Source organism: Symbiobacterium terraclitae, from assembly GCF_017874315.1.
GTDB classification, from domain to species: Bacteria; Bacillota; Sulfobacillia; order Symbiobacteriales; family Symbiobacteriaceae; genus Symbiobacterium; species Symbiobacterium terraclitae.
This window is the reverse complement of the sequence record NZ_JAGGLG010000003.1, coordinates 81,063-107,008: the sequence shown is the minus strand read 5'-3', so window position 1 is coordinate 107,008 and position 25,946 is coordinate 81,063. Positions and strand designations below refer to the sequence as shown.

Genomic DNA, 25,946 nt, shown 5'->3' with positions numbered 1-25,946 from the left:
ACGAGTTGCGATATGGCAGGGCACATGGCCTGAGTGCTCCAACGGCCCGGGGCAGAGCGTGCGCCCAGGGGCTGGGCAGTTGTCTGACAGCACGTGGCCTGGGAGCGGGGCCTGCGCCCGGAGGCTGGGCAGCTCATGATAGCTGACACGACAAGAAGGGATTCACAGCCCGTGCGGGGTAGTACCCATAGTCAAGGACTGCGTGGGGAGGGTGCCAGCCAGAATGTTGAGCAGGGATCAGGTGTGGGAGCTGGCGAGGTCGGTCCACCCGTACGGGGTGCAGGTTCGGCGCGACCTCCATCGGAACCCGGAGCTCTCCTTCGAGGAGCATGACACGCACCGGTACCTGGCGGCGGCGCTGCAGGAGCTGGGCTGCTCGTTCCGCTCCGGCCTCGGCGGCGGGACGGGCCTGCAGGTGGTCATACGGGGCGCGCAGCCCGGGCCCACGGTGGCCCTGCGGGCGGACATCGACGCCCTGCCCATCCAGGAGGAGACGGGCCTGCCCTTCGCCTCTCAGCGCCCCGGCGTGATGCACGCGTGCGGCCATGACGTCCACACGGCGATCCTCCTGGCCACCGCCAGGGCGCTGCAGACCATCAAGGACGATCTGGCCGGCCAGGTGGTGCTCATCTTCCAGCCGGGCGAGGAGAAGAACCCGGGCGGGGCCTCGCTGATGATCCGTGACGGGGTGCTCGATGACCCGAAGGTCGACGCCATATTCGGCCTGCACGTCGAGCCTTACATGGAGGCCGGTCGGATGGCGTTCGCGCCGGGTCCGGTCATGGCCGCACCGGACGAGATCCGGGTGACGGTCGCCGGCCGGGGCGGACACGGTGCGGCACCCCACCTCACCGTCGACCCGGTCCTGACCACCTGCCAGATCATCACCGCGCTGCAGCAGGTGGTGGCCCGGAACGTCGACCCGTTCCAGCCGGCCGTCATCACCATCGGGATGATCCAGGGCGGCAGCGCCCACAACATCATTCCCGACGAGGTCTCCTTCGTCGGGACCGTGCGCACGATGGACCCCCAACTGCGCCGCATGATGCCCGAGCGGATCGAGGCGGTCGTCCGGGGCGTGTGCGAGGCTGCGGGAGCGACCTACCGCTTCCACTACGAGCACGGGTACCCGATGCTGGTCAACCATCCGGAGATGACCGAGATCGGCCGGCAGGCGGCCGTGACGGTGCTGGGGGCGGAGAACGTCCAGCGGATGGAGCCCTCCATGGGTGGCGAGGACTTCGCCTACTACCTGGAGCGGGTGCCCGGGACCTTCACACGGCTGGGGGCGCGCGCCAAGGACAACACGAGCCCCCACGGACTGCACACTTCCCGGCTGATGATCGACGAGTCGTGCATTGCCGTCGGCGTCGCGTACTATATTCAGGTGGTCCAAGATTTCCTGGCATCGACCAACCAGGGGGCATGAGCGATGACGCACCAGCACCACGTGAAATCCCTGTCCGAGCGCGCCGCCCGCGAGCGGGAGTACATGGAGCGCGGCGGCATCGGGGCCCTGATCAACAGCCTCTCCGGGGGCGTCGACTCGTCGGCGACGGCCGCGATCAGCAAGCAGGCGGCCCCGCAGGGCGCCCTGGGGCTGATCCTGCCCTGCTCCACCGAGGAGGAACTGGAGGGCGAGCGCCTCCAGGACATCGTGGACGCCCAGCGGGTCGCCGACCACCTGGGCATCCCGGCCGTGACCATCAACCTGAGCGACCTCTGGCAGATGGCCGTGACGCTCTACTCGGCGGCGGCCCGCGACCTGGCGGCCAAGTCCGGCATCCCGCTGGAGGAGGAGCGGCTGCAGTGGGCCATCAACAACCTCAAGCCGACGCTGCGCATCATGACGGCCGGCTTTTTCGCCGACGCCTTCCGCGGCCTCATCATGGGCACGGGCAACGGCGTGGAGTATTTCCTCGGGTACTTCTCCATCCGCGGCGACGGGCTGTCGGACAGGCAGCCGATCCGCGACTGCACGAAGGCGGAGGTCCGCGGGATTGCCTCCGAGGCCGGTCTGCCCGACGACCTGGTCAACCGCGTGCCCACGGCGGGCCTCTGGCCCGGCCAGACGGACGAGGGCGAGCTCGGCTTCACCTACGCCGAGGCAGACCGCTTCCTCATCTGGCTCCTGGAGCGCCACCTCGCCACGCCGGTGCTGAGCACCACCCTCACCGTGCGGGAGGAGGCCGTGGACGCCATCCTCGGCGCCCCCGACCTGCCGGTGGCCCCGGACGTGGCCAGGCGCATCATCGCGCAGAACCGCCGGACGGAGTTCAAGCGCCGTCCCGGCGATCTTGAGGCGCTCATGCAGGAACGGGGCCTGAAGTAGCCGTACTGGCTCACCGGCGCAGACTGGAGGGCCGCATCGAGGCAAAGGAGGAGGGTCTGTGCTCTGGTGGACGAGGAAGCAGCGGAGGGCGGCCCCCCTGACCGCAGCACAGCGGCGGATCGTGATCCCGGAGAACGTCTACCGCCGCATGATCAACCACTGTTATGAGGAGCGACCGCTCGAGGCCTGCGGGCTTCTGGTGGGCGAGGCCGGCCACGTCGCTGCCGGCTACGCCACCGACAACCAGGAGCGCAGTCCCATCCTTTACCGCGTCGACGACCGTCAGCTGCTGGCCGCGGCCGAGGAGGCGCATCAGCTGGGCCGCGAGATCGTGGCCATCTACCACTCCCACGTGGCCAGCGAGCCAATCCCCTCGCGCACAGACATCGCCCAGGCCACCTGGCCAGAGGCGTTCTACATTATCATCTCACTCAAGGGCCGTCGGCCGCGGGCGCGGGCCTGGCGCATCGTGGACGGGCAGGTGTCTGAGCACCTGATCGTCGTGGCGCGCCACTTCGACGGCGAGTGGTATGACCTGAGGAAGGCGGTGCGGACGGTCGGCGGTTAGCCTGCCGGCACCGACTTCGGGCCCACCCGGCTCTGTGCCGGTCACCTGCTCTCGCGGGGAGGGGATGGCGATGGCAGCGCGCCGGCTGGTCATCGGGCGTCGCTTGCTGCAGCGGATGCTGGAGCACTGCCTGGAGGAGAAGCCCCTGGAGGCGTGCGGGATCCTCGCCGGCACGAACGGGTACGTCAACGCCGTCTACGCCACGGACAACGCGCGGCGGAGCCCGGTCTCGTACCAGGTGGATCCGGAGCAGCAGGAGGAGGCCCTGCGGCGGATCGCCGCCGCGGGCGAGGGGTTGCTCGGCATCTACCACTCCCATCCGAGTGCGAAGGCGGTGCCCTCGCGGTCCGACATCGAGTACGCAGTGCACTACCCCGACGCGGTGCGGCTGATCATCTCGCTGGACGGACCGATCGATGTCGGGGCGTTCCTCATTCGCGACGGCCAGGTCGAGCCGGTTCATCTCCATATCCGCGACGGGCTGGGCGGCACGTACTATGACCTGCGCCAGCGATGCGGGACGTAGCGGATGCGCACAGGGGCCGGTGAACAGCCGGTCCTTTTTTCGTGCCGTCCGGGAAGGGATGCGGCTTCGTCCTCGTTACATAGGTGAACGACTTGACGGGAGGTGAGCAGGTGGAGCATGTAGGGGCGATTGGGAGCAACCTCCGGGCGAGTGCTCCTCCGCGTCGCCGCACGGACGCGGGTCCAAGCGTCCACACGGATGCGGGTTTGCGCGTCCGCACCGATGCGTGTGAGAGCGGGTTCGCCGATGCGCATCCGCGCGGCCCCACCGGTGCGTGTCAGCGCGACCCCACCGGGGCGTGGCTGAGCAGCCCCGAACGGGCGCGATCGGACGCCGGCGCCGTGGAGGAATGGATCGCGCAGCACGGCGACGCGGTGCTGCGCCTGGCCTACGCCGTCCTGCTGAACCGCGCACAGGCGGAAGACGTGTTCCAGGAGGTGTTCATCAAGGCCTACCGCCATGCCGACCGGTTGCGCGATCCCGAACGGGTCCGCCCCTGGCTGCTGCAGGTGACGATGAACGCATGCCGGGACCTGCGGCGGTCGTGGTGGTGGCGGCGCACGCGGAACGGGTCGGAGCTGGACGGACTGGCCCTGGTGGACCGAGCCCCGGAGGCGGATCCCGCCGGAGCCGCGATCCGGTCCGATGTCTGCCACTCGCTGGCCAGAGCCATACGCTCGCTGCCCGACGGGTACCGGGAGGCGGTGGTCCTCCACTACCTCGAGGGGCTTGCAGCGCCGGAGGTCGCCCGCATCCTGCGCGTGCGGGTGGGAACGGTCCACAGCCGGCTGTACCGGGCCAGGCAGTTGCTTCGCCAGCAGTTGGAGGAATGGGGGGTTGAGCCGTGAGCGACGTGAAGTGGTCCGATGCCGATCTTCACCGGTACCTGAGCGCCCTGTCGACCGAGGACGTGATGCCGGAGACACCGACGGTCACACCTGCACTCCGGACACGCACCCTGGCCCGGCTGCGCCGGCAGCGCTTCCGCGGGCGCTGGAAGGGCGTGGCCGCCGCTGCGGCAGCCGTGTTCGTACTCCTCGCCTACGGCTCGCAGTCCACCTGGGCCGACGTGGCCGAGGTCATCCTCGGCATTCCCGTCAGAGTCCTGAGCATGAGTAGGGAGGAGTGGCTGCGCGGGGCGTTCTCGAACTGGCTCTCCATGGGACCCGAGACGGAGTTCTTCTCGCCGGAGGAAACCAGGGAGCTCGCCCCCTTCCCCATCCGCACCCCGACGTGGGTCCCCGAGGGTTTCGCCGCGCGCCACGAGCCGATGGGCGCCTATTCCTGGGGCCACTACCCGGACGAGGGCTGGCAGCGCATCGAGGAGGACGAGTACTTCTTCGTCACCCAGACCTACTCGTCGGATGAGGGCCAGCACGTCAGCATCATCCAGTCCGTCCGTCTGGAGACGCCGCAGATGGACCTGCCTCCGGGAACGGAGATCATCGAAGTGGCCGGACACCCGGCCTTCCTCGAGAGGGACGTCCCGGTGGCCCGTGCGGACGAGGAGAACGAGGCCCGCTCGCGGCTCGGGCTGCTGCCGGAGATCGTCGGGCACTGGAACGAACTCGAACTCTGGGTCCAGGAGGCCGACGGGCAGGTCACGATGATCAAGCTCTCCGGCGACGTGAGCCCCGAGATCCTGATCAAGGTTGCGGAGTCCATGTTCTAGCGGATCGGAACAGCGAACCCCCGGGGTACAGATACCCCGGGGGTTGCATGTCATCGGGTCGGCACCCTGCCCAGGCTCACCGGTGACCTACCAGCGGCCCGGGTCCGGGTGCCAGCTGCCGGCGCCCGGGCTTCGCAGGCACTTACTCGTCTGCTCCGGACTCGGGTTCCGCAGACGGCGGCTGCGGGTTCCGGATCAGCCGGTCGACGACCTCGGCCATCGCGCCCTCATCCGGCACCCAGACCCAGCCCCTCGGGTGGTTCGGGTCGTCCCAGCCCGGCAGGGTCTCCATCTGGACCAGGTCCAGGTCGGCCCGCAGGGCGCTGGCCGCCATCGAGAGGGCGGTGCTGGCGTCGATGTCCGTGTCCATGTACGCCAGGCCGGTGCGGATCACCGCAGGAAGCCTGACCAGCGACTGCGTCTCCTTCGCCTTCCGGGCCAGGGCCACCAGGAACTGCTTGGTGCGTTCGGTGCGGCCGATGTCGCCGGTGGCGCCCCGGTAGCGGACGAACTCCAGCGCACGCTGGCCATCCAGGTGCTGCGGCTGGTCAGAGGCCTCGAAGTGGATGGTGAGCGGCGGGTTGGCATAGGGGTCCTCGTAGTGCATGTCCTGATCGATCACCAGGTCCACGCCGCCCAGGATGTCCACCACCTGCCGGAACCCCTCGAAGTCGGCCCGCACGTAGTGATCGATTTTCACGCCCAGCAGCCGCTCCACCGTCTCGACGGCGACCCGTGCCCCCTGCTCGCCACCGTAAGCGTGGGCATGGGCCAGCTTGTCCGGCGAAACGCAGGCGTCGCTGAGGCCGGTGCAGTCGATCTCGACCAGGGTGTCCCGGGGCAGCGAGAGCAGGGTGATCAACCCCCGCCGGGGCTCCAGGTGGGCCAGCACGACCACGTCGGTCCGGGTCTTGCCCTCATCCAGGCCCAACAGGAGTACGTTGATGGGCGCCGCGCCGAACCAGACCTTCGCCGCCCACCCGCCCAGGAGCAGGACGGCGATTGCCACTGCAATCACCAGCGGCCGGCGTTTCCGGCTTGTGCTTTCCATCCTCAGGTCCCCTCTCCGCCCAGATTGCTTAAAGTATGGTGCGATTGCCACCTGAGAATAGCACTCCGCACGAGGGAGTTCAATGCACAAATCTGGCCAGAAGCAGGAAGGAGACGGGGTGGCGGCTGCGCCCAGAGCCGGGGCTGAGCGGCAGCAGACCCGGTGGTCGAGCTGAGCGGAAGCCAGCCCAAAGCAGGCCTGGAATCTGGATGGCGGCGGAGTCTGGCGAGATCGATCCAACCGCGGGAGCCAGCGGAAATGTTGCCAGGGGCAGGACTGCACCGTCCGGACCCCGAACATAACTACGGCATACGCCCAAGCCGACATCGTGGTCCCCGCAGTCCGCTATGGCGTACATGAGGACACCAGCAGAGTCCATTATGGTATACGTCAGGACATAAGCAGAGTCCGCCATGGCGTACGGCAGGACACCAGCAGTGTCCACTATGGCGTGCATCAAGTCCCGAACAGAACAACGGTGGTCCCCAAGAGGTGGTAGGCGCTTGCGCATTCTCGGCATCGACCCCGGAACGGCCCGGATGGGCTACGGCATCGTGGAAGACGCGGGCTCCGGAAGGGAGCGGGCGGTGGCGTACGGCTGTCTGGAGACGCCGCCCGACATGCTGCCCGAGCGGCGGCTGCAGTCGCTCTACCGGGGCATCGTCGACCTGCTTCTGGAGTACAAGCCCGACTGCGTGGCCGTGGAGGAGCTGTTCTTCGGCCGCAACGTCACCACCGCCATACACGTGGGACAGGCCCGGGGGATCGTGCTCCTGGCCGCGGCCGACAACGGCGTGCCCGTCCGGGAGTTCACGCCGATGCAGGTGAAGATGGCGGTGGCCGGCTACGGTCGGGCCGACAAGGCGCAGGTCCAGCGGATGGTGCGCGCCCTGCTGGCCCTCCCGGAGATCCCGAAGCCCGACGACGTGGCCGATGCCCTGGCCGTGGCCATCGCGGCCCTGCACGCGGCCAGCCTCACCTCACGGTTGGGAGGTCTGTCGTAGCATGATCGCACACCTGCGCGGTGAGCTTGTCACCGCGACAGCCGATTCCGTCGTCATTGACGTAGCGGGGGTTGGCTACCGCTGCCTGGTGCCCTCCTCGACCCGGTCCCGCCTGCCCGCCATCGGGTCGGTGGTGCACCTGTACACGTCCCTGCAGGTGCGGGAGGACGCCCTGACCCTCTACGGCTTCCTCACGCCGGCCGAGTACGACCTGTTCACGCTGCTGCTCCGGGTGGACGGGATCGGGCCCAAGGCCGCCCTGGCGGTCCTCTCCGCCACCGATCCCGAGTCGTTCCGCCGGGCGGTTGCCTTCGAGGACATCGCCGCCCTCACCCGCGTGCCCGGCATCGGGAAGAAGACGGCACAGCGGCTGGTACTCGAGCTGAAGGAGAAGGTGGGGTCGCTGGGCGTCGCGCCGTGGGCGCAGGGAGAGGTCCCCGCCGCGGCCCCGCCCGCCGGCGACGTCTGGTCCGAGGCGGCTGAGGCGCTCTGCGCCCTGGGCTACAGCCGGACCGAGGCGGTGGAGGCCCTGGCCAGGGCCCGCGCCGAGGCGGGCGACTCGCCTTCCGTGGAGACACTCGTCCGGCTGGGACTGAAGCAACTCTTCCGGGGGTAAGGCGGCATGAGTGAGGAACGGTTCCTCTCCGGCCACAGGCGGCCGGAGGACTTACGGATCGAGGAGACCCTCCGTCCGCACCGGCTGGCGGACTACCCGGGGCAGGAGCGGGTGAAGGAGGAGCTGTCCATCTACATCGCCGCCGCGAAGCAGCGGGGCGAGGCCCTTGACCACGTCCTGCTCTACGGCCCTCCCGGCCTGGGCAAGACCACCCTCGCCCACATCATCGCGCAGGAGATGGGCGTCAACCTGCGCATCACCTCGGGGCCGGCGATCTCGCACCAGGGCGACCTGGCGGCGATCCTGACCCAGCTCTCCGAGGGGGACGTGCTCTTCGTCGACGAGATCCACCGGATGAACCGCCTGGTGGAGGAGACGCTCTACCCGGCGATGGAGGACTTCGCCCTCGACATCATCCTGGGCAAGGGGCCGAGCGCCCGCACCCTGCGGCTCGACCTGCCCCGCTTCACCCTGATCGGCGCGACCACCCGGTACGGCGCCCTCACGTCGCCGCTGCGCGACCGCTTCGGCGTGGTCATGCAGCTGCAGTTCTACAGCGTGGAGGAGCTGACGCAGATCCTCCTGCGGGCGGCCCGGATCCTCAAGGTGCAGCTCGACCCGTCCGGGGCGCAGGAGATCGCCCGCCGGTCCCGGGGGACACCCCGCATCGCCAACCGGCTGCTGAAGCGGCTGAGGGACTACGCCCAGGTGAAGGCCGACGGGGTGATCACGCGCGAGGTGGCGGACGCCGGCCTGCGGCTGATGGAGGTGGACGCCCTGGGGCTCGACCTGGTCGACCACAAGGTGCTGCTGACCATCATCCAGAAGTACGGCGGGGGGCCGGTCGGTCTCGACACCCTGGCCGCGGCCACCAGCGAGGAGCCCGAGACGATCGAGGACGTGTACGAGCCCTACCTGATGCAGATCGGCTTCCTCCAGCGCACCCCGCGGGGGCGCGTGGCCACCCGCGCGGCCTACGAGTACCTGAACATCCCCTACGGCGATCACCCAGACGGCGGCGAGGGCCCCGTGCAGCCCCGCCTGTTCTGATGCAGCCGGCCCGGTCTCCGGCGCCGGCTTTTGCCATGTGCGCGACCCCCAGATCCACGGGGTGCCTGCACGTATCACTCTAGCAGACGAGAGGTGACGGACTTGCTGCTGGCCTTTCTGCTGAGCCTCTCGGATGACGCGGGCCCGCGTGGGCCGTCGCCAGCCGAGCGGTTGCTCGGCCCGGCGAAGACGGGCGACGAGGCGGCACGGGAAGAGCTGATCCGCGCCTACACGCCTCTCGTGCTCCGGGTGGGCAGCCAGGTCTCGGGGCGGTACCTCACCGTCGGTCGGGATGAGGAGGTGTCGGTGGGCCTCATGGCCCTGAATGAGGCCATCGACCGCTTCGACCCCGAGAAGGGCAGCGCGTTCATCCCCTTCGCCGAACTGGTTATCAAGCGTCGCCTCGTCGACTACTACAGGCGACAGAAAGCCCGGGCCGAGGTGCCCTTCAGCGACTTCACAACCGAAGACGACGAGGGCAACCCGCTGCAGGGCCTGGAGATGCGGGAGTCCATCGCCGCGCACCAACGGCAGCAGGAGGCTGAGGAGCGGCGGTACGAGATCGCCCGCTACGCCCAGCGCCTGGCCGAGTTCGGCATCCGCTTCAGCGAGCTGGTCACCGTCTGCCCCAAGCACGCAGACGCCCGGGCGAGGGCGATCGACGCCGCCCGCATCGTGGCCGGTGACCCGCTGCTGGCGCAGCACCTGGTCGCCCGCCGGGAACTGCCGCTCCGGCAGTTGGAGGAGCGGGTCGGCGTGAGCCGCAAGACGCTCGAGCGGCAGCGCAAGTACATCATCGCCGTGGCGCTGCTTCTGTTGGAGGACTTTGTTCACCTCCGCCACTACATTGCGGTCTAGGTGCACGGGGAGGCATCGCATATGCAGAAGGGCATTCTGCTTGAGGTGGAGGGGAGAACCGGGATTGTCCTCACCCCCGCGGGCGAGTTCCGGCGGGTTCCCCTGCCTGCTGGCGAGCCGGCGGTGGGCGATGAGATCCCCGTCCCCGAGGCCGGATCCTGGCTGAGCGGACGCACCTGGGGCTGGGTGGCGGCGGCTGCGGCGGTACTGCTGCTGCTCCTCCCGCCCGTGGGCTACTGGCAGTGGAGCCTGGCGCAGCCCGCGGCACTCATCGTGATTGATATCAACCCGTCCATCCAGCTCACCGCCAACGGCCGGCGGTTGGTGATCGCCGCCGAAGGGCTCAACCCCGACGGCCAGGAAGTGCTGGACGAGGTCGCGTGGCGGCGGAAGCCGGTGGAGGACGTCGCCGCGGCGATCGCCACCAGGGCTGTCGCCCTCGGCAAGTTGAACCCCGTCTCCGAGGCGAGCGCCGTGGTGATGGCCGTGGCCCCGTTGTCCGACAGGGGGCTGCCGGATGTGCTCTCGCAGCGCATCGTGGAGCGGTCCCGCACCGCCCTGCAGACCGTGGTGGCCGCCCAGGCCGAGAGTCTGGGTGAGGCGCCCCGCACCGGGGTGGCGGTGCTGCCGGCGACCGCGGCGGAGGTGGAGGAGGCCCGCAAGCAGGACCTCACCCTGCCTCGCCTGATCCTCCTGGAGGAGCTCCAGGCTGAGCACCCCGAGGTGACCGCTGAGGCCATCCGGACGGCGCCTCCGGGGACGTTCCTGAAGGAGCTGGGCGTGAGCCCCAGCGAGATCCTCAGCCGGGCCGAACAGCGCCGCAGCGAGGCGGTTCCGGCCACCGGCAGCGGCGGCTCGGGCGGGGACGCCGACGGCGCCGGGGCAGGCAAGTCCGGCCGGGGCAATCCCGGCCCGGGCAACGCCGGGCGCAGCGACCGGGAGGACGGCGCCGATGGCCCCCAGTCCGGAAAGGGGAACGAGAAGAACCCGGGCAAGGGGAGCGAGAAGGACCCGGGCAAGGGGAACCAGGCCATCTCGGGCTGGTGGAACCAGATCCTCCCCGGCAACTGGAACCTGGGCAACCTCGGGTGGTGGAACCAGGACAACCCCGGTAAGAACGGCAAGGCGAAAGAGGACGACCGGGGCAAGGGGAACGAGAAGAACCAGGGCAAGGGGAATGAGAAGAACCAGGGCATGGGGAATCCGAGCAACTCGGGCAAGGACAACCCGAGCAACTCCGGAAAGGGGACTCCGGGTAACTCCGGCAAGAGCAACCCGAGCAACTCCGGCAAGGGCAACCAGAGCAACTCGAACCAGAGCAACCAGGGCGGCTCGGGCAGGGACAGCCAGAGCAACCCCGGCAAGGGCGATCTGAAGGACCCGGGCAAGGCCAACTCGGACAGGGATGACCGGGGCAAGGGGAACCGGAACGGACCGGGACAGGGCCCCCAGAGCAACCCGGGCATCCCGGGCAAGGGGAACCAGGGCACTCCGGGCAAGGGGAGCCAGGACAACCCGGGCAAGGGGAACCAGGGCACTCCGGGCAAGGGGAGCCAGGACAACCCGGGCAGGGGGAACCAGGACACCCCGGGCAGGGGGAACCAGGACGCCCCGGGCAAGGGGAGCCAGGGCACCCCGGGCAGGGGGAACCAGGACCCCCCGGGCAGGGGGAACCAGGACGCCCCGGGCAGGGGGAACCAGGACCCCCCGGGCAGGGGGAACCAGGACGCCCCGGGCAAGGGGAACCAGGACGCCCCGGGCAAGGGGAGCCAGGGCACCCCGGGCAAGGGAGACGAGGACAACCGGGGCCAGGGGAACCCGGGCAAGGGAAACCAGGACAACCGGGGACGTGGCAGCCAGAGCAATCCGGGCAGGGGGAACCAGAGCACCCCTGTCAGGTGGGGCCCGGACGGTCCTGGCCAGGGCAGCCCCGCCTGGTGGAACCTCTGGTCGTGGTAGCGGCGGCTTCCGCCGGTCGGTGACGAGAAGAAACCCTGGTCAGGGCAACCCTGCCGGGGAACAGGCGTTTTTGGCGCCAGACGGGGGCCGGGCGACCGGCCCCCTGGCGCGCATTCGGGGAAGGAGATCATCTTTGATGAGGCGAACGATTTATGAACGGATTTTCCCAATCTGACACAAAGGCGGTGGCCCCAGTGCGAACTCTCTCCGCCCTGGCTGCGGTCGTGGTGGGTGCGGTGCTGCTTGCCGCCTCGGCCGTGGTCCCCGGCGCGTGGATCCCGACAGCCGCGGCCGGGGAAGCGGTCGGCGCGGTCCCTGCGCCCCCATCGGAGAACCCGGTACGGGTGGGGCTTGCGTGGGGGCAGTGGGCGGCGGAGGTCAGCGCATCCGCTGGGCTCTGGATCGTGGCCGACGGCGCCGTCCAGGGGCAGGTGGACCCCGGCGTGCCGGTGGGCCTGGTCGTCCAGGACGGGGGCGTCTATGTGGACGCGATCCCGGCGTGGTTTGCGGGTGCGGTCCGTCTGGTTCCCGACCCCGCAGGGTATATTCGTTTTCAGGGCAGGGAATACCGTGGTGAGATCGAGGCCGTGCCCACGGCCGCGGGAACGCTGTCGATCGTGAACGTCGTCAACCTGGAGGACTACCTGCTGGCCGTGGTCCCCGCGGAGATGGACCACACCTGGCCGCTCGAGGCCCTGAAGGCGCAGGCGGTGGCAGCCAGGAGCTATACCCTGGCCAACCTGGGCAAGCGGGCCGCGGACGGCTTCGATCTGCGTAACAACACGGACGACCAGGTGTACTACGGCATCGCCTACGAGCGGCCCAGCACCACCCAGGCGGTGCACGAAACCGCAGGCCAGGTGGTCACGTACCAGGGCCGGGTGGTCTCCACGCACTTCCATTCCTCGTCCGGCGGCCACACCGAGAACAACGAAGACATCTGGACCGGCGGGACGCCGGTGGCGTATCTGCGGGGCGTGATCGACTACGATGACGTGCCCGGCAACCGGTACACCTCCTGGGACTACGAGTTCAGCATCGAGGAGTTCAGCCAGCGCCTGAACCAGGCCGGCTACGCGGTGGGCAGCGTGACCTCGGTCACGCCCGGCGCGCCCGGGGCCAGCGGACGGCCGACGACCTGGGTCGTCACCGGCACCGGTGGCACCCGCACCCTGACCATGCAGCAGATGCGCATGGCACTGGGCCTTCCGGCCCCTCCCAGCTCGGTCTCGCTCGCCGGCCCGGGGTTCGACCCCGCTGGGCCCGAGCCCCAGCCGGAGCCCGAGCCGGAGCCGGATCCCGAGCCCGAACCCGAGCCCGAGCCCGAGCCCCAGCAGCCCCAACCCCAGCCCCAACCCCAACCCGAGCCGCGGCCTGAGCCGCAGCCGCTTCCCGTGGCGGTGGTGGGTGCGGACGGCCTCGTGATGGCACGGGCCGTCTCGGGCAGCTTTGCGGTGGGCGCCGGCGGGGTTGCCCGGCTCCTCGACGGACCTGTGGCGGTGGCCGGCGGCGACGCCTACGGCGTGGCCGGGATCGTACCGCGGACCGGGTCCGCGACGGCCTCCCGGGGCGAGCGCCCGGACCCCGGAACGCCCGCTCAGCAGCCGCCGGTGCCTGAGCAGCCGGCGAGGATTGAACAGCCGGCCCCGCAGCAGCCGAGCCCCCAGCAGCCGACACCTCAGCAGCCGACACCTCAGCAGCCGGCCCTCCGGGAGCCGCAGGCCCCCACGTCAGTGGTGATCACGGGCAGCGGCCACGGGCACGGCGTCGGCCTCTCCCAGTGGGGCGCGCACGGCATGGCCCTGCAGGGCAAGACCTACGTGGAGATCCTGACCCACTACTACACCGGCACGAAGGTGGAGACCCGATAAAGTGCGACTCGCGGACTTTGACTACGATCTGCCCAAAGAGCTGATTGCCCAGACGCCGGTGGAGCCGCGCGACGCTTCCCGGCTGATGGTAGTGGAGCGAAGCAGCGGTGCGATCCAGCACCGCTACTTCCGTGACTTGCCCGAGTTCCTGCGCCCCGGCGACGCCCTGGTGCTCAACGATACCAGGGTGATGCCCGCCCGGCTGCTGGGCCACCGGGAGGCGACCGGCGGCGCGATGGAGGTCCTCCTGCTGAAGCGGCTCACCCGCGACCGGTGGGAGACCCTGGTCAAGCCGGGTAAGAAGGCCCGCCCCGGCGAGCGCATCGTGTTCGGCGGCGGGCTGCTGGTGGGCACCGTGGTGGGTCCCACCGATTTCGGCGGTCGGGTGATCGACTTCGCCTACGAGGGCGTCTTCGAGGAACTGCTGGACCGCCTCGGCCAGATGCCGCTGCCGCCCTACATCCACGAGCAGCTGGCGGAGCCGGAGCGCTACCAGACCGTCTACGCCCGGGAGTGGGGCTCGGCCGCCGCGCCCACCGCGGGGCTGCACTTCACGAAGGAGCTGCTGGACCGGCTGACGGCGCAGGGCGTGGAGATCTACAAGATCACCCTGCACGTGGGGCTGGGCACCTTCCGCCCGGTGGAGGTGGAGGACCCCACCCAGCACAAGATGCACAGCGAGTTCTACCAGGTCTCCCCGGAGGCCGCGGCCGGCATCAACGCGGTGCGGGAGCGGGGGAGCAGGCTGCTGGCGGTAGGCACGACCTCGGTGCGCACCCTGGAGACGGCTGCCACAGAGGACGGCCGCCTGGTGCCGGGCTCGGGGTGGACGGATATCTTCATTTATCCCGGCTACCGGTTCAAGCTGGTGGACAGCCTGGTCACCAACTTCCACCTGCCCAAGTCGACGCTCCTGATGCTAGTCTCGGCGCTGGCCGGGCAGGAGCTGATCATGAAGGCCTACCGGGAGGCGGTGGCCCGGCGGTACCGCTTCTTCAGCTTCGGTGACGCCATGTTGATTCTCTAAACCCAGGGAGGCATCTGTTTGGCTGTTCGTTGGGAACTGATCCAGAGGGACCCGGCGTCCATGGCCCGCCGCGGCCGGCTCCACACTCCGCACGGCGTGATCGAGACGCCCGTCTTCATGCCGGTGGGCACACAGGCCACCGTCAAGACCCTGAGCCCCGAGGAGGTCTGGGACCTGGGGGCGCGCATCATCCTCAGCAACACCTACCACCTGTACCTCCGCCCCGGCCACGACCTGGTGCGGGAGGCCGGCGGGCTGCACACCTTCATGAACTGGCCCGGCGCCATCCTGACGGACTCGGGCGGCTTCCAGGTCTTCTCCCTCTCCGACCTGCGCAAGATCACCGAGGAGGGGGTCCACTTCCGCTCGCACATCGACGGCAGCTCCCACTTCCTCAGCCCGGAGAAGGCCATCGAGATCGAGAACGCCCTGGGGGCGGACATCATCATGGCCTTCGACGAGTGCACCCCGTGGCCGTGCGAGCACGACTACGCCAAGCGGTCGCTGGAGCGCACCACCCGGTGGGCGGCCCGCTGCAAGGCGGCCCACGCCCGGCCCGACAGCCAGGCGCTCTTCGGCATCGTGCAGGGCTCCACCTACGCCGACCTGCGGCGGCAGTCGGCTGCGGAGATCGTGGACCTGGACTTCCCCGGCTACGCCATCGGCGGGCTCTCGGTGGGAGAGCCCAAGGAGCTGATGCACGAGATGCTGGAGATCACCGTGCCGCTCCTCCCCGGCGACCGCCCCCGCTACCTGATGGGCGTCGGCTCGCCGGAGGACCTGGTGGAGGGGGTCTGGCGCGGGATCGACATGTTCGACTGCGTGCTGCCCACCCGCATCGCCCGGCACGGCACCGTCTTCCTCCCCGACGGCAAGATGACCGTGCGCAACGCCGAGTTTGCCCGCGACTTCATGCCGATCCAGGAGGGGTGCGACTGCTACGCCTGCCGTAACTACAGCCGGGCGTACATCCGCCACCTGCTGAAGGCGGAGGAGATGCTCGGCCTCCGGCTGTGCTCCATCCACAACCTGCGCTTCCTGGTGCGCCTGATGGAGGAGATCCGCGCCGCCCTGGAGGCGGGCCGCTTCGCCGAGTACCGGCGGGAGTTCCTCAGCCGCTGGCACGCGGGGGAGGAGGCCCGCAGGACTGGGGCGAAGGCCGGACCGGCGGAGCCCGCCCTCCCCGAGAACCGCTGACCCGTCATAAGGAGGAGTCGACCTTGACCATCCAGTACCGTGCCGCCAACCGGTCCGACCTGAACGCCCTCCTGCCGCTCGTCGAGGGGTTCGCCCGGGAGCAGCAGGCCCAGCTGGGCATCCACGAGCTTGCCGAGGGGTTCATGCAGTTCGCCAAGACGTCGCTGGCCCAGTGTCTGGAACACCCGGCCGCCGTGGTGATGGTCGCGGAGGACGAGGGCGCCATCGTGGGCTACGCCGTCGGGATGCTGCAGGAGCCCCCCAGCATCTTCCGGCCTGAGCTCTACACCTACATCTCCGACCTCTACGTGGTGCCTGACCGCCGCCGCCAGGGCATCGGCACGGGCCTGGTGGAGCGGGTGCGCGGCTGGGGCTACCTGAAGGGCGCCTTCGCGCTCTCGCTGATCGCACCCTACGACAGCCCGGCCGTGCGGCTCGGCCAGCGGGTGGGCATGCGCCCGATCCAGACCATGCTGTACGCGCCCGGCCGCTAGTCCTCCGTGCAGGCCTCTGGCCGCATCCGGGCCCCGTCCGTTCGGGCGGGCCCTGCACATCGAGGGAGGCGGCCGTGTTCCCGCTTACTTTGGGATTATCGGTGGAAAAATGTACAGGCCCTCGGTCTGCATGCTATAGTAGTGCCATGAGACAGTGAGGAGGAAACTGCCTTGGAATTTCTTGTCCAGTGGGGACCCCTGATTCTGCTCTTCGTGCTCATGTACTTCATGATGATCCGCCCCCAGCAGCAGCAGCAGAAGAAGCGCCAGGAGATGCTGAACTCCCTCAAGGTCGGCGATGAGATCATCACCATCGGCGGCCTGCACGGCGTCATCCAGGCCCTGGATGAGTCCAAGAACACCATCCGCGTAAAGGTCGCCTCCAACGTGGAGCTCACCTTCAACCGGAGCGCGGTGGGCAGCGTCCGGCGCGGCGAGTAGCCTGCGGTGCACCCACGCAGTTCCGCCGCACCTGCGGCGCATACGGACGCCCGGCCATGGGACAGGCCGGGCGTTTTCTTGTCAGGATCTGTGCGAATTCTATATGTTGACTAGACCCCGATGATACGGTAGAATGGGTGATACAATAGACTGAAATCACAGCATGTTCAGATAACATACATCTGGACTGCCCCCGCCCCGCGCAGGGATGCAGCTCCGGACGGAGGGAGGAGTGGCGCCTGTGAGCCTGGCCATGCAGGAGCAGCTGGACACCGCGGCCGTGCGGTTGCAAGTGGGCACGGCGGTTGCCCCGGAGGTGGTGGCACACCACCTGATGGGCCTCCTGAGCCGCCGTGAACTGGAGGTCGCCCAACTGGCGCTGTCGGGCCTGCCATCCCGTGAGGTGGCGCGCCGGCTCTACGTCACCGTCAACACGGTGAAGACCCACATCCGCCACATCCTCCGGAAGACCGGCACGTCGTCGCGCTCCGACCTCATCCGCCGGCTCCGGGATGCCGAGGAGCGAAGGCGGTCGATCCGGACCGGCCGGAGCGGCACGGTCGCCGGGCGCCCCGAGGTGGCGAAGCGGGTGCTCGAGCGGGACCGGGTCACCGGGCTCCCCACGCAGAGCGCCTTCCGCCAGCGGGCCGCCGAGCTGCTCGGGACGACGCCTGCCCCCGGACTCGCGGTGGTGTGGCTGGAGGTGGAGGGGCGCGACTTCCTGGCCACCGCCGACCGGGTGGCCGCGGACGTGGCGGTGGCGCAGGCGCTCGCCCGGACGGCGCCGATGCCCGACCTGGCCTTCCGCTGGTCCGAGAGCCAGTTCCTCGCCCTGCTTCCCGCGGCAGACCGGGATGCCGCCCGCGACGCGACGATGCGGCTGGCCCTCAGCCTCGGCCAGTGGGCCAGCGTGAGCGGGTTCGACCTGCTCTTCTCGCTGGCCTCCGCCAGCTCGGCCGAGGGCATCGCCTCGCCGGACGAGCTGGTGGCGGCGGCGATGCGGCGCATCCCCGTTGCCCTCCGGGACACCGCATAGCGAAAGCTTGGAGCCGGGCGCCGCTCAGAGCGCCCGGCTCTCCACGTTCTCCCCGTCGCACGTGTAGAGCGTCCGCCGGCCGTCGCAGACCGTCTCCAGGTGCACCGGTCGCCCCCAGATGTGGTGGACGTGCCGGAGCGCCTGGTGCAGGTGGGTGACGTCCAGTTCGACCCCGTCGTAGCCGTGGCGCAGGTACAGCTCGCCCCGGCGCTGGTAGTTGTCGTCCTCGGCGTAGATGTAGGGCAGGCCGCAGTTCTCCAGCTGCCGCACGAGCGCGTCCCGCACCGCCTCCCAGCCCGTATCCTGCACCTGCCACCGGCCCCCCTGCTTGGCGTACACGTAGAGGCCGAGCTCCTCGCACAGTTCGGGGGTGAGGTGGTTGCGCACCAGCGAGAGGTCCGTCTCCACCGTGCGGGCCTCGAAGAGCGCATCCCGCCCGTACCGGGCCTCGATGGACTCCAGCAGGTGGTAGCCCAGCCGGTAGGGGTTCAGCTGGAACGGGTGTGGGGCGAGTACGGCGGCATGGAGGCGGGCGAACTCCAGCGACTCGGCCGGCGTCAGGTCCAGGTGCCGCATGATGCGGGCGTGCCAGAGCGACGCCCAGCCCTCGTTGAGGATCTTCGTCTCCATCTGCGGGCGGAAGTAGAGGGCCTCCTCCCGCAGGCTGGACAGGATGTCCCGCTGCCACTCCTCCAGTCCGGATGCATGGTCCAGCAGGAAGCGGGGCAGGTCCCGCCGCGGGTCGGGACGGGTCGACGGGAACGGGTCCACCTGTTCGGCCACCGCCAGGCCGGCGTCCAGGAAGCGCTCCACCCGCTCCCGGCCCACCCGCCGCTCGTACTGGCGCACGCGCTCCGCAAAGGCGCTCATCGCGTGGATCATCTGCCGGTTGGTCTCCCGGAAGCGCCAGTTGTTCTTGAAGAAGTCGGCGTGGGCCAGCACGTGGGCGGCCACCATCATGTTCTCCAGCAGGCTGTTGGACTCCAGCAGGAATGCGTGGCACGGGTCGGCGTTGATCACCAGCTCGTAGATCCGGGTGATGCCCAGGTCGGCCTGGCTCTTCAGCAGGTGATAGGCCTTGCCGAAGGACCAGTGCGAGAAGCGCGTCGGCATACCGTAGGCGCCGAAGGTGTAGAGCACGTCGGGCGGGCAGATCTCGTAGCGCATCTCGAAGAAGTCCAGCCCCATGGCCCGGGCGTGCCCCACGATCTCCTCGATCGCCCGGGCGAGCCGCTCCAGGTCCTGGTCGCTGACCGGCTGTCTGCGCACGACGGCCATGCTAGCCAGCCCCCTTCTCGCGGTGCCCGGGGTGGAAGAAGGCCCGCAGCGCCGCGTAGACCTCGGACCGGTCGCGGATCTGCGCCGTGACGAACCGGGGATGGTCGATCTCCTGCTGGAAGAGCGAGAGCAGGGTGTTGGGCTGGTAGTACGGCATGGCCAGGTACTGGGGCTGCGTCTCGATCTGCCCGTAGCCCACCAGGCTGCACCGCTCCAGCAGCTGGCGCATCAGGGCGATCGCGCGGGGGTTGTCCGAGAGCAGGTTGTCGCCGTCAGAGAAGTGGAAGGCGTAGAGGTTGAACAGGTCGGGCGGGTACTGCCGGTCGATCAGCTGCAGGGCGTACTCGTACGCCGAGGAACAGCGGGTGCCGCCGGCCTCGCCCTTGGTGAAGAAGGCCTCCTCCGAGACCTCCCTGGCCTCGGTGGTGTGGGCGATGAAGTGCAGGCGCACGTTCTCGTAGCGGGTGCGGAGGAAGCGGACCATCCAGAAGCAGAGGCTGCGGGCCACGTACTTCTCGGCCGGGCCCATCGAGCCCGACGTGTCCATCATGAAGATCAGCACGGCGCTGGCCTGCGGGGTGCGGGCCACGTCCCAGGTCCTGAAACGCAGGTCCTTGCGGCTGATCCCCGCCAGCGCCGGCCGGCCCGCCAGCCGGTTCCGCTTGATCGCCTCCATCAGCGTGCGCTTCTTGTCGATGTTGGACTGGAGCCCCTGAGGCCGCACGTCGCGCCACTCGTGGCTCTCGGCGGTCAGGTCGGGCTGCCGCTTCGGCTCGAGGTGGGGGAGGGCGAGGTCCGCGAAGAGGATCTCATCCAGGTCCTCCACCGTGAACCCGGTCTCGAACCACTCCTCGCCGACCTCCTCGCCGGGCGGGCCGTCGCCGGCCCCTTGCCCGGCGGCGCCGGAGGCTGTGCCCAGCGCATCGCCTTCCCGGACGGCGCCGCCGCCCTCGCCCACCCGGTTCTGCTTCTGCCAGTCCAGCCGGAAGCGGTACTCCTTCAGCGCCTTGATCGGAAGCCGCACCACCTTCTGGCCGTCGCTGGCGATGAGCGACTCGTCGCTCACGACCTCCGCCAGGTTGGCCCGGATTGCCTCCCGGATGCGCTCCATGTGGCGCTCCTGGTCCATCTGCCCCTGCCGGTGCAGCGACCAGTCCTCGCGGTAGATGCGGAAGCGCGTCTCGTTCATGGGGTTCCCCCCTCGTCAGCGGCTGAGCAGCGAGCCGACGTAGCGCAGGAGTTCGTTGGCGCAGGAGGCGCAGTAGCCGTGCTCCTGGATCAGCCGGTCGACCACCTCGTCCATCCTGCGCTGCTGGTCCGCGTCCGGCGTGCGGGTGGTGGTGGTGATCCGCACCACGTCCTTCAGGTCGGCGAACAGCTTCTTTTCAATGGCCTCCCGCAGCCGCTCATGGGAGGTGTAGTCGAAGGTGAGGCCCCGGCGGGCATAGGTGGAGAGGCGGATCATGATCTCCTCGCGGAACGCCTTCTTGGCGTTGTCCGAGACGCCGATCTGCTCCTCGATGGACCGCATCAGCCGCTCGTCGGGGTCGCGCAGCTCGTCGGTGAGCGGGTCCCGGATCTGGTGGCTGTTGCAGTAGGCCTCGACGTTGTCCAGGTAGTTGTTGAGGAGGTTGCGGGCCGACTCCTCGTAGGAGTAGATGAAGGCCTTCTGCACCTCCCGCTTGGCGATCTCGTCGTACTCCTGCCGGGCGACGGCGATCAGGGAGAGCAGGCGCTCCCGCTCCTGGGGCGTGATGGAGGGGTGCTGGTCGAGCCCGTCCTTGAGCGAGCGGAGCACGTCCAGGGCGGTGATGCAGGCCTTGGCGCTGTTCTCGCCCTTCTGGATGATGGCCGAGGAGATACGGTTGATGACGTAGCGGGGGTCGACGCCGCTCATCCCCTCAACCCCCTCGAACTCCCGCCGCAGCTCCTCCACGTCGGCCGGCTTGAAGCCCTCGACCTCGGCGCCGTCGTACAGCCGGAGCTTCTTCACCAGGTCGATCCCGGCCCGCTTCGACTCCTTCAGCCGGCTGAGGACCGAGAAGACGGCCGCGGCGTAGAGGGCGTGCGGGGCGATGTGGACGTGGCCGGTGTCGGCCTGGCGGACCAGCTTCTCATAGATGCGTACTTCATCTGAGACCTTCAGATTGTAGGGGATGGGCATCACGATGATGCGGCTCTGCAGCGCCTCGTTCTTTTTGTTGGCGATGAAGGCCCGGTACTCGCTCTCGTTGGTGTGAGCGATCACCAGCTCGTCGGCGGAGATCAGGGCGAAGCGACCTGCCTTGAAGTTCCCCTCCTGGCTGAGGCTCAGCAGGTGCCACAGGAACTTCTCGTCCAGCTTGAGCATCTCCTGAAACTCCATCAGGCCCCGGTTGGCCTTGTTCAGCTCGCCGTCGAAGCGGTAGGCCCGGGGGTCGGACTCCGACCCGTACTCGCCGATGGTGGCGAAGTCGATGGAGCCGGTCAGGTCGGCGATGTCCTGCGACTTGGGGTCCGACGGGCTGAAGGTGCCGATGCCCACGCGGTCAGCCTCGGAGAGCAGCACGCGCTGCACGGGCACCTCCTCGATCCGACCGCCGTACTCCTCCCGCACCATGAGCCGGCAGTGGGGGCAGAGGTCGCCCTCGATCACCACGCCGAGCTCCTTCTCCACCTCCGGCCTGAGCTCGCGGGGCACCAGGTGGAGCGGCTCTTCGTGCATCGGGCAGCCGCGGATGGCGTAGACCGCACCCTCGGGGGTGCGGCTGTAGGCCTCGAGCCCGCGCTTCAGCATGGCGACGAGGGTCGACTTGCCGCCGCCGACCGGGCCCATCAGGAGCAGGATGCGCTTGCGCACGTCCAGCCGCCGGGCGGCCGGGTGCAGATACTCCTCCACGAGCCGCTCCAGGGCCCGCTCCAGGCCGAACAGCTCCTGGTCGAAGAAGCGGTAGCGCCGGACGCCGTTCACCTCCTCGACCCCGTGGGAGATGATCATGTTGTAGATGCGGGCGTGGGCGAACTGGGCCACCGACGGGTTGCGGGCCACCAGTTCGAGGTAATCTGCAAAGGTGCCCTCCCAGCGGAGGGCCTCCTCGCTCATCCGGTACTCCTCGAGCCGCCTGAGCAGTGCGTTCATTCTCGCGCGCCACCTCCTGGCTATGAGTTATACCCAGGGGCGCAATCATCAAAACAGAGCGCAGAATGCGAGAGTTGGTACCCAGCGTATGAACATTTTAGGTCTCACCTACGTTATGAGGAGGTAGGAGAGGACAACACGTCCCGGCAAGGAGAGGTGAGGTTCATGGCAGCGAGCGCTGCACCGCTTGACCCGCTGGCCTACGTTCAGACTGCATCCGTGGTTTCCCACATCCTGCAGACCCGGTGCGACAGCTACCTGAAGCGGACTTACGGCCTGAGCTGGCCGGGGTTCACGGTCCTCCGCACCCTGCGCCAGGCGGGCCCCACGTCCGCCAAGCGGCTGACGGCCGCACTGGCCTGCACCCACAGCAACATCACCGGCATCGTCGACCGCCTGGAGCGCGACGGCTGGGTGAGGCGCACCCGCTCCACCCAGGACCGCCGGGTGATCTACCTGGAGCTGACCCCGAAGGGCGAGAAGATCGGCGAGGTGGAGGAGGGGCTGCACCGCTTCCTCACCCTCTCGCTGGAGCCGTGGTTCGGCGAGATGCACCCGCTCTTCGAGCGGCTCCAGGCGCTGGAGGCGCTCGTGACCGGGGAGGATGCGGCGGAGGCATAGGGGATGCAATACATGGAGGGTCCGGCCGTGGGGGGCCGGACCCTTCGGCATGTGTTCTGTCAGTTCGGGTGGGCCGACTGACCAGGTTGGATGAGGCCGGCTCCGCGGCCCGCGAACGCGGGGCAGGCTCCCCCGCGGATAATTGCGGCAGTCGACTCGACGGGGAGGAGTTGCTGATGCGACGGATTCGAGCGTTGATCATGGGTCTCATGTCGACGGTGCTCCTTGGCGGCGCGTTGGGCGGGGCCACCTTTGCTCTCTTCAGCGCGTCTGCAGCTTCCGAAGGTGCCGCGCTCACGGCGGGCACGCTGGAGATCAGCGCAAGTCAGAGCACGGCGTGGTCGGCAGACGTGGGTAACCTGGCCCCGGGTGATGTGTCTTCGCGGGAGATTACGGTGGCGAACACGGGCTCCCTGCGGCTGGCCTACGTCGCCACCGCCAGCAACAAGGGGCCGATCTTCAGCGGAGACACCCCGGCGACCGTGCAGATTGCGAACGCCTTCGGAATCCTGAGCCCCGGAGAGTCGGCCACCATGACGTTGACCGTTGCCCTACCGCTGGAAGCCAACAATGACTACCAGAAGAGGAAGGGTGAGACGACCATCACCATCCGCGCCTACCAGACGAAGAACGTTACCGCGAAGCCGGCCGAAGCCGTCCTGACGCAGGACAACACCCCGCTCTTCGACCTGCTCTGGGACGTGTATGAGATCCGGGACAGCGACGGGAACACGATCGACCTGGAGTATGCTGATATGTCAGAAATCTACACGCGCCTGCCTGACGGCCTCATCGTCCGCGGGGGCTTCGGGCGATGGCTCCAGTTCCCTAACTCGGCTCCCGATGGCAGCTACCTCTTCGTGGTCCTCACCCGTGACGGCAGCGTCTACCACTTCACCATCGATCATGTCGCCAACTAGCACTCCTGCATGGATGGGGCCCGGACCGGGCCTCTCTCACGGTGATTCAGCCCACGGGGACTTCCGTGGGCTGAATCACCGACATATCAGGAGAGATACGCCTGATCCACGCCTGCGCTCACCAGTTCCCGCGAGAGGTACTGCAGTCCGTTTCGCAGGCGGCTCTTCACCGTCCCGAGCGGGAGGTTCAGCTCCTCCGCAATGTCCTTGTAGGAGTAGCCCTCCAGGAGCCGTAGGCTCAGCACCGAGGTGTAGTGTGAGGGCAGGCGCTGGAGCGCCGAGTGGAGCGTCTCGACGAACAGCTTGCGCTCCAGCTCCCACTCGGGGCCCGGCGTCGGGTCAAGCATGTCGTCGCCCGGCAGGGCCACGGTCTGAGTGCGCTGACTCCGCAGGACGTCGAGCGCGGCGTTTCGCGTGACCTTGTACAGCCAGGCCCGCAGCTGCCCGGTCGGCTCCAGGGACTCCATGTGGCACCAGGCCTTGTACATGGCGTCCTGGCACACCTCCTCGGCGGTGAAGGTGTCGCCCAGAAGGCGGTTCGCGTAGGCAAGCAGCGATCCTCCCATCGCTTCCATGAGCCGGCCAAGAGCCTCGTCGTCGCCCGTGTGAGCGTCTCCCAACAGCTGGGCACCTTCACGCATGACCCCTCAACCCCTCTCTATATGCAGAACCAAGATTACTGACGATTCAACGGGTGGTAATGCCGTACGTTTCGCACCAGAGGATATGACCCTGTGCTCCGTAATCATAGCACCCTTTTGTAAGGGCGAACAAGGGTGATTGTTCAGTTATTTACTCACATCCTATCCACGGACTATACCGTGCCGGATGGTGCCGTGCATCTTGCTGTTGGCCACCGAGGAGGTCCAGCGCGGCGCGGAAGACGCGGAATCGGGATGAAAATATGTCCCTACATGTGCTGTGCGTGAACATTTCATGGCGACGATTCGTTAAGAGAGGTAAAAGAACAGACGTGGGGGTGTGTCACCTGAGCCGAGTGGATGTGGAGGCGCTGGAGCGGATCGCCCTGGTGCGGCGGTTGGCCAGCAGGCTGGAACAGCAGTGTGAACGGGTTCTGCGGACCGAGTACGGGTTGAGTTGGCCCCAGTTTCAGGTTCTCCGGGAGCTCTCGGTGGAGAAGCCGACGATGCTTCAGCAGGTGAACGACGCGGTCTACTGCACTCGCGGCAACCTGGCGGCGATCATCGACCGCCTGGAGCGGGACGGCTGGCTGAAGCGCTTTCGGCTTCAGGGGGACCGCCGGGTGGTCATGCTGGGTCTCACCGAGAAGGGGGCCCGGGTGACCGAGATCACGCAGGAGCTCCGCAGACGGCTGATGGAGTGGATGGGTCCGACCTGGGATGAGGCGCAGGAGATCCACGTGCACCTCGAGGCGCTCCTGCAGGATATGACGGACCCGCTGGGTTCCCGGGTGCAAGTCGAGGAGGATGACGAACTGGTGGCCGCCGGTTAAGCGCCGGCGACTCCAGGGGATTACGGCGGGCCAGGGCGATCGACCCTGGCCCGCCTCTTATTCGTTACGAGTTCAGATGTATGCTCTTGAGCCGGCGGGCCGCCAGCTCGACCACCGACTCGGCGGTCCCGGCTCCCTCGTTCAGGGCTGCGGTCCCGACCGCCGCCCGCACCATGAGGCCCTTCAACTGCGCCCAGCGCTGCAGCTTGCGCACGAGCCGCTCGGCCACGTCCAGGGAGCTGGCCCGATCACTGCCGGGAAGGACCAGGAGATAGAGGCCTTCCTTCCAGGGGAACAGGTGGTCCCGTTGCCTGATGGAGGTCGCCAGCAGGTCGACGATGCCTTCGGGCGGATCTGCGGGCCGCTCGTCTTTCTGGAACTCCAGCTGCATCACCACGGCCGTGATGCAGGCCCCCCCGTCGCGCCCGGCCGTCAGCTCGGCGAAGAGGGGCTCGAACCTGTCGGGCAGCGACTCCCCGAAGGTGCGCAGGCTGGGGGCTGCGACCCCGCTTTCCACCAGCTTGCGATACAGTTCGATCCGGCTGCGTGTCTTTGTCTTCCGGAACAGGTTCCTAAGGTGGGTCTTCACGGTGTTCTCTGATATGAACAGCGTCTCGGCAATCTTCTGGGTGGAGTACCCTGCCACGACGAGGCGGCCGACCTCCAGCTCCCGCTGGCTGAGGTGCGGCCCCCATATCTTCTCGAGAGCGTAAGCTACGGACATCGTGCTCGCCTCCTGGATCTCCGTAGGTGGACGAGTTGTGGTTTCACGAGGGTAAATCCGGTGATTCGCCTGACATGTCTAACAGTCCTGCTCACCCGAGGATGAGTGG

General features: G+C 68.4%; 26 protein-coding genes. 20 read left to right on the top strand and 6 right to left on the bottom strand.

Annotated elements, in window-relative coordinates; all coding sequences use genetic code 11:
• The first annotated feature begins 223 nt into the window (after window positions 1-223).
• The 6 genes from J2Z79_RS02920 to J2Z79_RS02895 all read left to right on the top strand — a co-directional run bounded on the left by J2Z79_RS02920 (window position 224) and on the right by J2Z79_RS02895 (window position 5,098).
• Window positions 224-1,429, top strand: a complete 1,206-nt coding sequence (locus J2Z79_RS02920; protein WP_209465360.1) for a M20 metallopeptidase family protein — start codon at window positions 224-226, stop codon at window positions 1,427-1,429.
• A 3-nt stretch (window positions 1,430-1,432) separates the two neighbouring features.
• The gene (gene nadE / locus J2Z79_RS02915) at window positions 1,433-2,332 is read left to right on the top strand and encodes an NAD(+) synthase (RefSeq protein ID WP_209465359.1); all 900 of its coding nucleotides are present in this window, start codon (window positions 1,433-1,435) and stop codon (window positions 2,330-2,332) included.
• Window positions 2,333-2,390: 58 nt separating this feature from the next.
• Window positions 2,391-2,900, top strand: coding sequence for a M67 family metallopeptidase (locus tag J2Z79_RS02910; RefSeq protein ID WP_209465358.1), 510 nt, complete (start codon window positions 2,391-2,393; stop codon window positions 2,898-2,900).
• A 70-nt stretch (window positions 2,901-2,970) separates the two neighbouring features.
• Window positions 2,971-3,426, top strand: a complete 456-nt coding sequence (locus J2Z79_RS02905; RefSeq protein ID WP_209465357.1) for a M67 family metallopeptidase — start codon at window positions 2,971-2,973, stop codon at window positions 3,424-3,426.
• Between the two features lie 341 nt (window positions 3,427-3,767).
• Window positions 3,768-4,274: an RNA polymerase sigma factor gene (locus J2Z79_RS02900; RefSeq protein ID WP_209465356.1), complete on the top strand. Its 507-nt coding sequence runs from the start codon at window positions 3,768-3,770 to the stop codon at window positions 4,272-4,274.
• Entirely contained in the window at window positions 4,271-5,098 is an 828-nt protein-coding gene (locus J2Z79_RS02895; protein WP_209465355.1) for a hypothetical protein, read from the top strand. Before J2Z79_RS02900 ends, J2Z79_RS02895 begins: the two co-directional genes overlap by 4 nt.
• Window positions 5,099-5,240: 142 nt before the next feature.
• On the opposite strand, the gene J2Z79_RS02890 is transcribed toward J2Z79_RS02895, so the two are convergent.
• A complete protein-coding gene (locus J2Z79_RS02890) occupies window positions 5,241-6,149 on the bottom strand; it encodes an LCP family protein (protein WP_209465354.1) in 909 nt (302 codons plus the stop codon).
• 503 nt (window positions 6,150-6,652) lie between these two features.
• Here J2Z79_RS02890 and ruvC point away from each other — a divergent pair.
• From ruvC to J2Z79_RS02835, 11 genes are all read left to right on the top strand, one after another.
• On the top strand, window positions 6,653-7,153 hold the full coding sequence (gene ruvC / locus J2Z79_RS02885; RefSeq protein WP_209465353.1) for a crossover junction endodeoxyribonuclease RuvC: 501 nt from the start codon (window positions 6,653-6,655) through the stop codon (window positions 7,151-7,153).
• Between the two features lies 1 nt (window position 7,154).
• The gene (ruvA, locus tag J2Z79_RS02880) at window positions 7,155-7,769 is read left to right on the top strand and encodes a Holliday junction branch migration protein RuvA (RefSeq protein WP_209465352.1); all 615 of its coding nucleotides are present in this window, start codon (window positions 7,155-7,157) and stop codon (window positions 7,767-7,769) included.
• A 6-nt stretch (window positions 7,770-7,775) separates the two neighbouring features.
• Entirely contained in the window at window positions 7,776-8,819 is a 1,044-nt protein-coding gene (ruvB, locus tag J2Z79_RS02875) for a Holliday junction branch migration DNA helicase RuvB (protein ID WP_209465351.1), read from the top strand.
• A 102-nt stretch (window positions 8,820-8,921) separates the two neighbouring features.
• Entirely contained in the window at window positions 8,922-9,677 is a 756-nt protein-coding gene (gene sigI, locus J2Z79_RS02870; RefSeq protein WP_209465350.1) for an RNA polymerase sigma factor SigI, read from the top strand.
• Between the two features lie 21 nt (window positions 9,678-9,698).
• On the top strand, window positions 9,699-11,636 hold the full coding sequence (locus J2Z79_RS02865) for an anti-sigma-I factor RsgI family protein (protein WP_209465349.1): 1,938 nt from the start codon (window positions 9,699-9,701) through the stop codon (window positions 11,634-11,636).
• Between the two features lie 194 nt (window positions 11,637-11,830).
• Window positions 11,831-13,507: a SpoIID/LytB domain-containing protein gene (locus tag J2Z79_RS02860; protein WP_209465348.1), complete on the top strand. Its 1,677-nt coding sequence runs from the start codon at window positions 11,831-11,833 to the stop codon at window positions 13,505-13,507.
• A gap of 1 nt (window position 13,508) precedes the next feature.
• Window positions 13,509-14,534, top strand: a complete 1,026-nt coding sequence (gene queA / locus J2Z79_RS02855; RefSeq protein ID WP_209465347.1) for a tRNA preQ1(34) S-adenosylmethionine ribosyltransferase-isomerase QueA — start codon at window positions 13,509-13,511, stop codon at window positions 14,532-14,534.
• A gap of 18 nt (window positions 14,535-14,552) precedes the next feature.
• The gene (tgt, locus tag J2Z79_RS02850) at window positions 14,553-15,731 is read left to right on the top strand and encodes a tRNA guanosine(34) transglycosylase Tgt (protein ID WP_209465346.1); all 1,179 of its coding nucleotides are present in this window, start codon (window positions 14,553-14,555) and stop codon (window positions 15,729-15,731) included.
• Between the two features lie 23 nt (window positions 15,732-15,754).
• The gene (locus J2Z79_RS02845; protein ID WP_209465345.1) at window positions 15,755-16,225 is read left to right on the top strand and encodes a GNAT family N-acetyltransferase; all 471 of its coding nucleotides are present in this window, start codon (window positions 15,755-15,757) and stop codon (window positions 16,223-16,225) included.
• Between the two features lie 171 nt (window positions 16,226-16,396).
• Window positions 16,397-16,666, top strand: coding sequence for a preprotein translocase subunit YajC (gene yajC / locus J2Z79_RS02840; RefSeq protein ID WP_245301985.1), 270 nt, complete (start codon window positions 16,397-16,399; stop codon window positions 16,664-16,666).
• A 241-nt stretch (window positions 16,667-16,907) separates the two neighbouring features.
• Window positions 16,908-17,702 carry a response regulator transcription factor gene (locus tag J2Z79_RS02835; RefSeq protein WP_209465344.1) on the top strand — a complete coding sequence of 265 codons (795 nt, stop codon included), beginning with the start codon at window positions 16,908-16,910 and terminating at the stop codon, window positions 17,700-17,702.
• Window positions 17,703-17,726: 24 nt separating this feature from the next.
• On the opposite strand, the gene J2Z79_RS02830 is transcribed toward J2Z79_RS02835, so the two are convergent.
• Genes J2Z79_RS02830 through J2Z79_RS02820 form a run of 3 tightly spaced genes read right to left on the bottom strand, consistent with a single transcriptional unit; the run spans window position 17,727 to window position 22,098 of the window.
• Complete coding sequence (locus J2Z79_RS02830; protein WP_209465343.1) at window positions 17,727-18,980, bottom strand: SpoVR family protein; 1,254 nt, start codon at window positions 18,978-18,980, stop codon at window positions 17,727-17,729.
• A gap of 1 nt (window position 18,981) precedes the next feature.
• Window positions 18,982-20,169: a sporulation protein YhbH gene (yhbH, locus tag J2Z79_RS02825; RefSeq protein ID WP_209465342.1), complete on the bottom strand. Its 1,188-nt coding sequence runs from the start codon at window positions 20,167-20,169 to the stop codon at window positions 18,982-18,984.
• A gap of 15 nt (window positions 20,170-20,184) precedes the next feature.
• Entirely contained in the window at window positions 20,185-22,098 is a 1,914-nt protein-coding gene (locus tag J2Z79_RS02820) for a PrkA family serine protein kinase (protein WP_209465341.1), read from the bottom strand.
• Window positions 22,099-22,263: 165 nt separating this feature from the next.
• Between J2Z79_RS02820 and J2Z79_RS02815 the strand changes: the two genes are divergently transcribed.
• Entirely contained in the window at window positions 22,264-22,719 is a 456-nt protein-coding gene (locus tag J2Z79_RS02815) for a MarR family transcriptional regulator (protein ID WP_209465340.1), read from the top strand.
• A gap of 176 nt (window positions 22,720-22,895) precedes the next feature.
• Complete coding sequence (locus J2Z79_RS02810) at window positions 22,896-23,639, top strand: TasA family protein (RefSeq protein WP_209465339.1); 744 nt, start codon at window positions 22,896-22,898, stop codon at window positions 23,637-23,639.
• Between the two features lie 86 nt (window positions 23,640-23,725).
• On the opposite strand, the gene J2Z79_RS02805 is transcribed toward J2Z79_RS02810, so the two are convergent.
• A complete protein-coding gene (locus J2Z79_RS02805; protein ID WP_209465338.1) occupies window positions 23,726-24,280 on the bottom strand; it encodes an RNA polymerase sigma factor in 555 nt (184 codons plus the stop codon).
• Window positions 24,281-24,612: 332 nt separating this feature from the next.
• Between J2Z79_RS02805 and J2Z79_RS18765 the strand changes: the two genes are divergently transcribed.
• Window positions 24,613-25,113 (top strand): MarR family winged helix-turn-helix transcriptional regulator, encoded by a 501-nt coding sequence (locus tag J2Z79_RS18765; protein ID WP_209465337.1) that lies wholly within the window; start codon window positions 24,613-24,615, stop codon window positions 25,111-25,113.
• A gap of 64 nt (window positions 25,114-25,177) precedes the next feature.
• Here the strand turns inward: J2Z79_RS18765 and J2Z79_RS02795 are convergent, their stop codons facing one another.
• Complete coding sequence (locus J2Z79_RS02795; protein WP_209465336.1) at window positions 25,178-25,837, bottom strand: LuxR C-terminal-related transcriptional regulator; 660 nt, start codon at window positions 25,835-25,837, stop codon at window positions 25,178-25,180.
• Window positions 25,838-25,946: the final 109 nt, after the last annotated feature.

What these genes read in the sequence shown, in the direction of transcription:
- J2Z79_RS02920 (WP_209465360.1), top strand. Translation starts at nt 224, where the DNA reads ATGTTGAGCAGGGATCAGGTGTGGGAGCTGGCGAGGTCGGTCCACCCG.
- nadE (WP_209465359.1), top strand. Translation starts at nt 1,433, where the DNA reads ATGACGCACCAGCACCACGTGAAATCCCTGTCCGAGCGCGCCGCCCGC.
- J2Z79_RS02905 (WP_209465357.1), top strand. Translation starts at nt 2,971, where the DNA reads ATGGCAGCGCGCCGGCTGGTCATCGGGCGTCGCTTGCTGCAGCGGATG.
- J2Z79_RS02890 (WP_209465354.1), bottom strand. Translation starts at nt 6,149, where the DNA reads ATGGAAAGCACAAGCCGGAAACGCCGGCCGCTGGTGATTGCAGTGGCA.
- ruvA (WP_209465352.1), top strand. Translation starts at nt 7,155, where the DNA reads ATGATCGCACACCTGCGCGGTGAGCTTGTCACCGCGACAGCCGATTCC.
- ruvB (WP_209465351.1), top strand. Translation starts at nt 7,776, where the DNA reads ATGAGTGAGGAACGGTTCCTCTCCGGCCACAGGCGGCCGGAGGACTTA.
- J2Z79_RS02865 (WP_209465349.1), top strand. Translation starts at nt 9,699, where the DNA reads ATGCAGAAGGGCATTCTGCTTGAGGTGGAGGGGAGAACCGGGATTGTC.
- J2Z79_RS02830 (WP_209465343.1), bottom strand. Translation starts at nt 18,980, where the DNA reads ATGGCCGTCGTGCGCAGACAGCCGGTCAGCGACCAGGACCTGGAGCGG.
- yhbH (WP_209465342.1), bottom strand. Translation starts at nt 20,169, where the DNA reads ATGAACGAGACGCGCTTCCGCATCTACCGCGAGGACTGGTCGCTGCAC.
- J2Z79_RS02820 (WP_209465341.1), bottom strand. Translation starts at nt 22,098, where the DNA reads ATGAACGCACTGCTCAGGCGGCTCGAGGAGTACCGGATGAGCGAGGAG.
- J2Z79_RS02815 (WP_209465340.1), top strand. Translation starts at nt 22,264, where the DNA reads ATGGCAGCGAGCGCTGCACCGCTTGACCCGCTGGCCTACGTTCAGACT.
- J2Z79_RS02810 (WP_209465339.1), top strand. Translation starts at nt 22,896, where the DNA reads ATGCGACGGATTCGAGCGTTGATCATGGGTCTCATGTCGACGGTGCTC.
- J2Z79_RS02805 (WP_209465338.1), bottom strand. Translation starts at nt 24,280, where the DNA reads ATGCGTGAAGGTGCCCAGCTGTTGGGAGACGCTCACACGGGCGACGAC.
- J2Z79_RS02795 (WP_209465336.1), bottom strand. Translation starts at nt 25,837, where the DNA reads ATGTCCGTAGCTTACGCTCTCGAGAAGATATGGGGGCCGCACCTCAGC.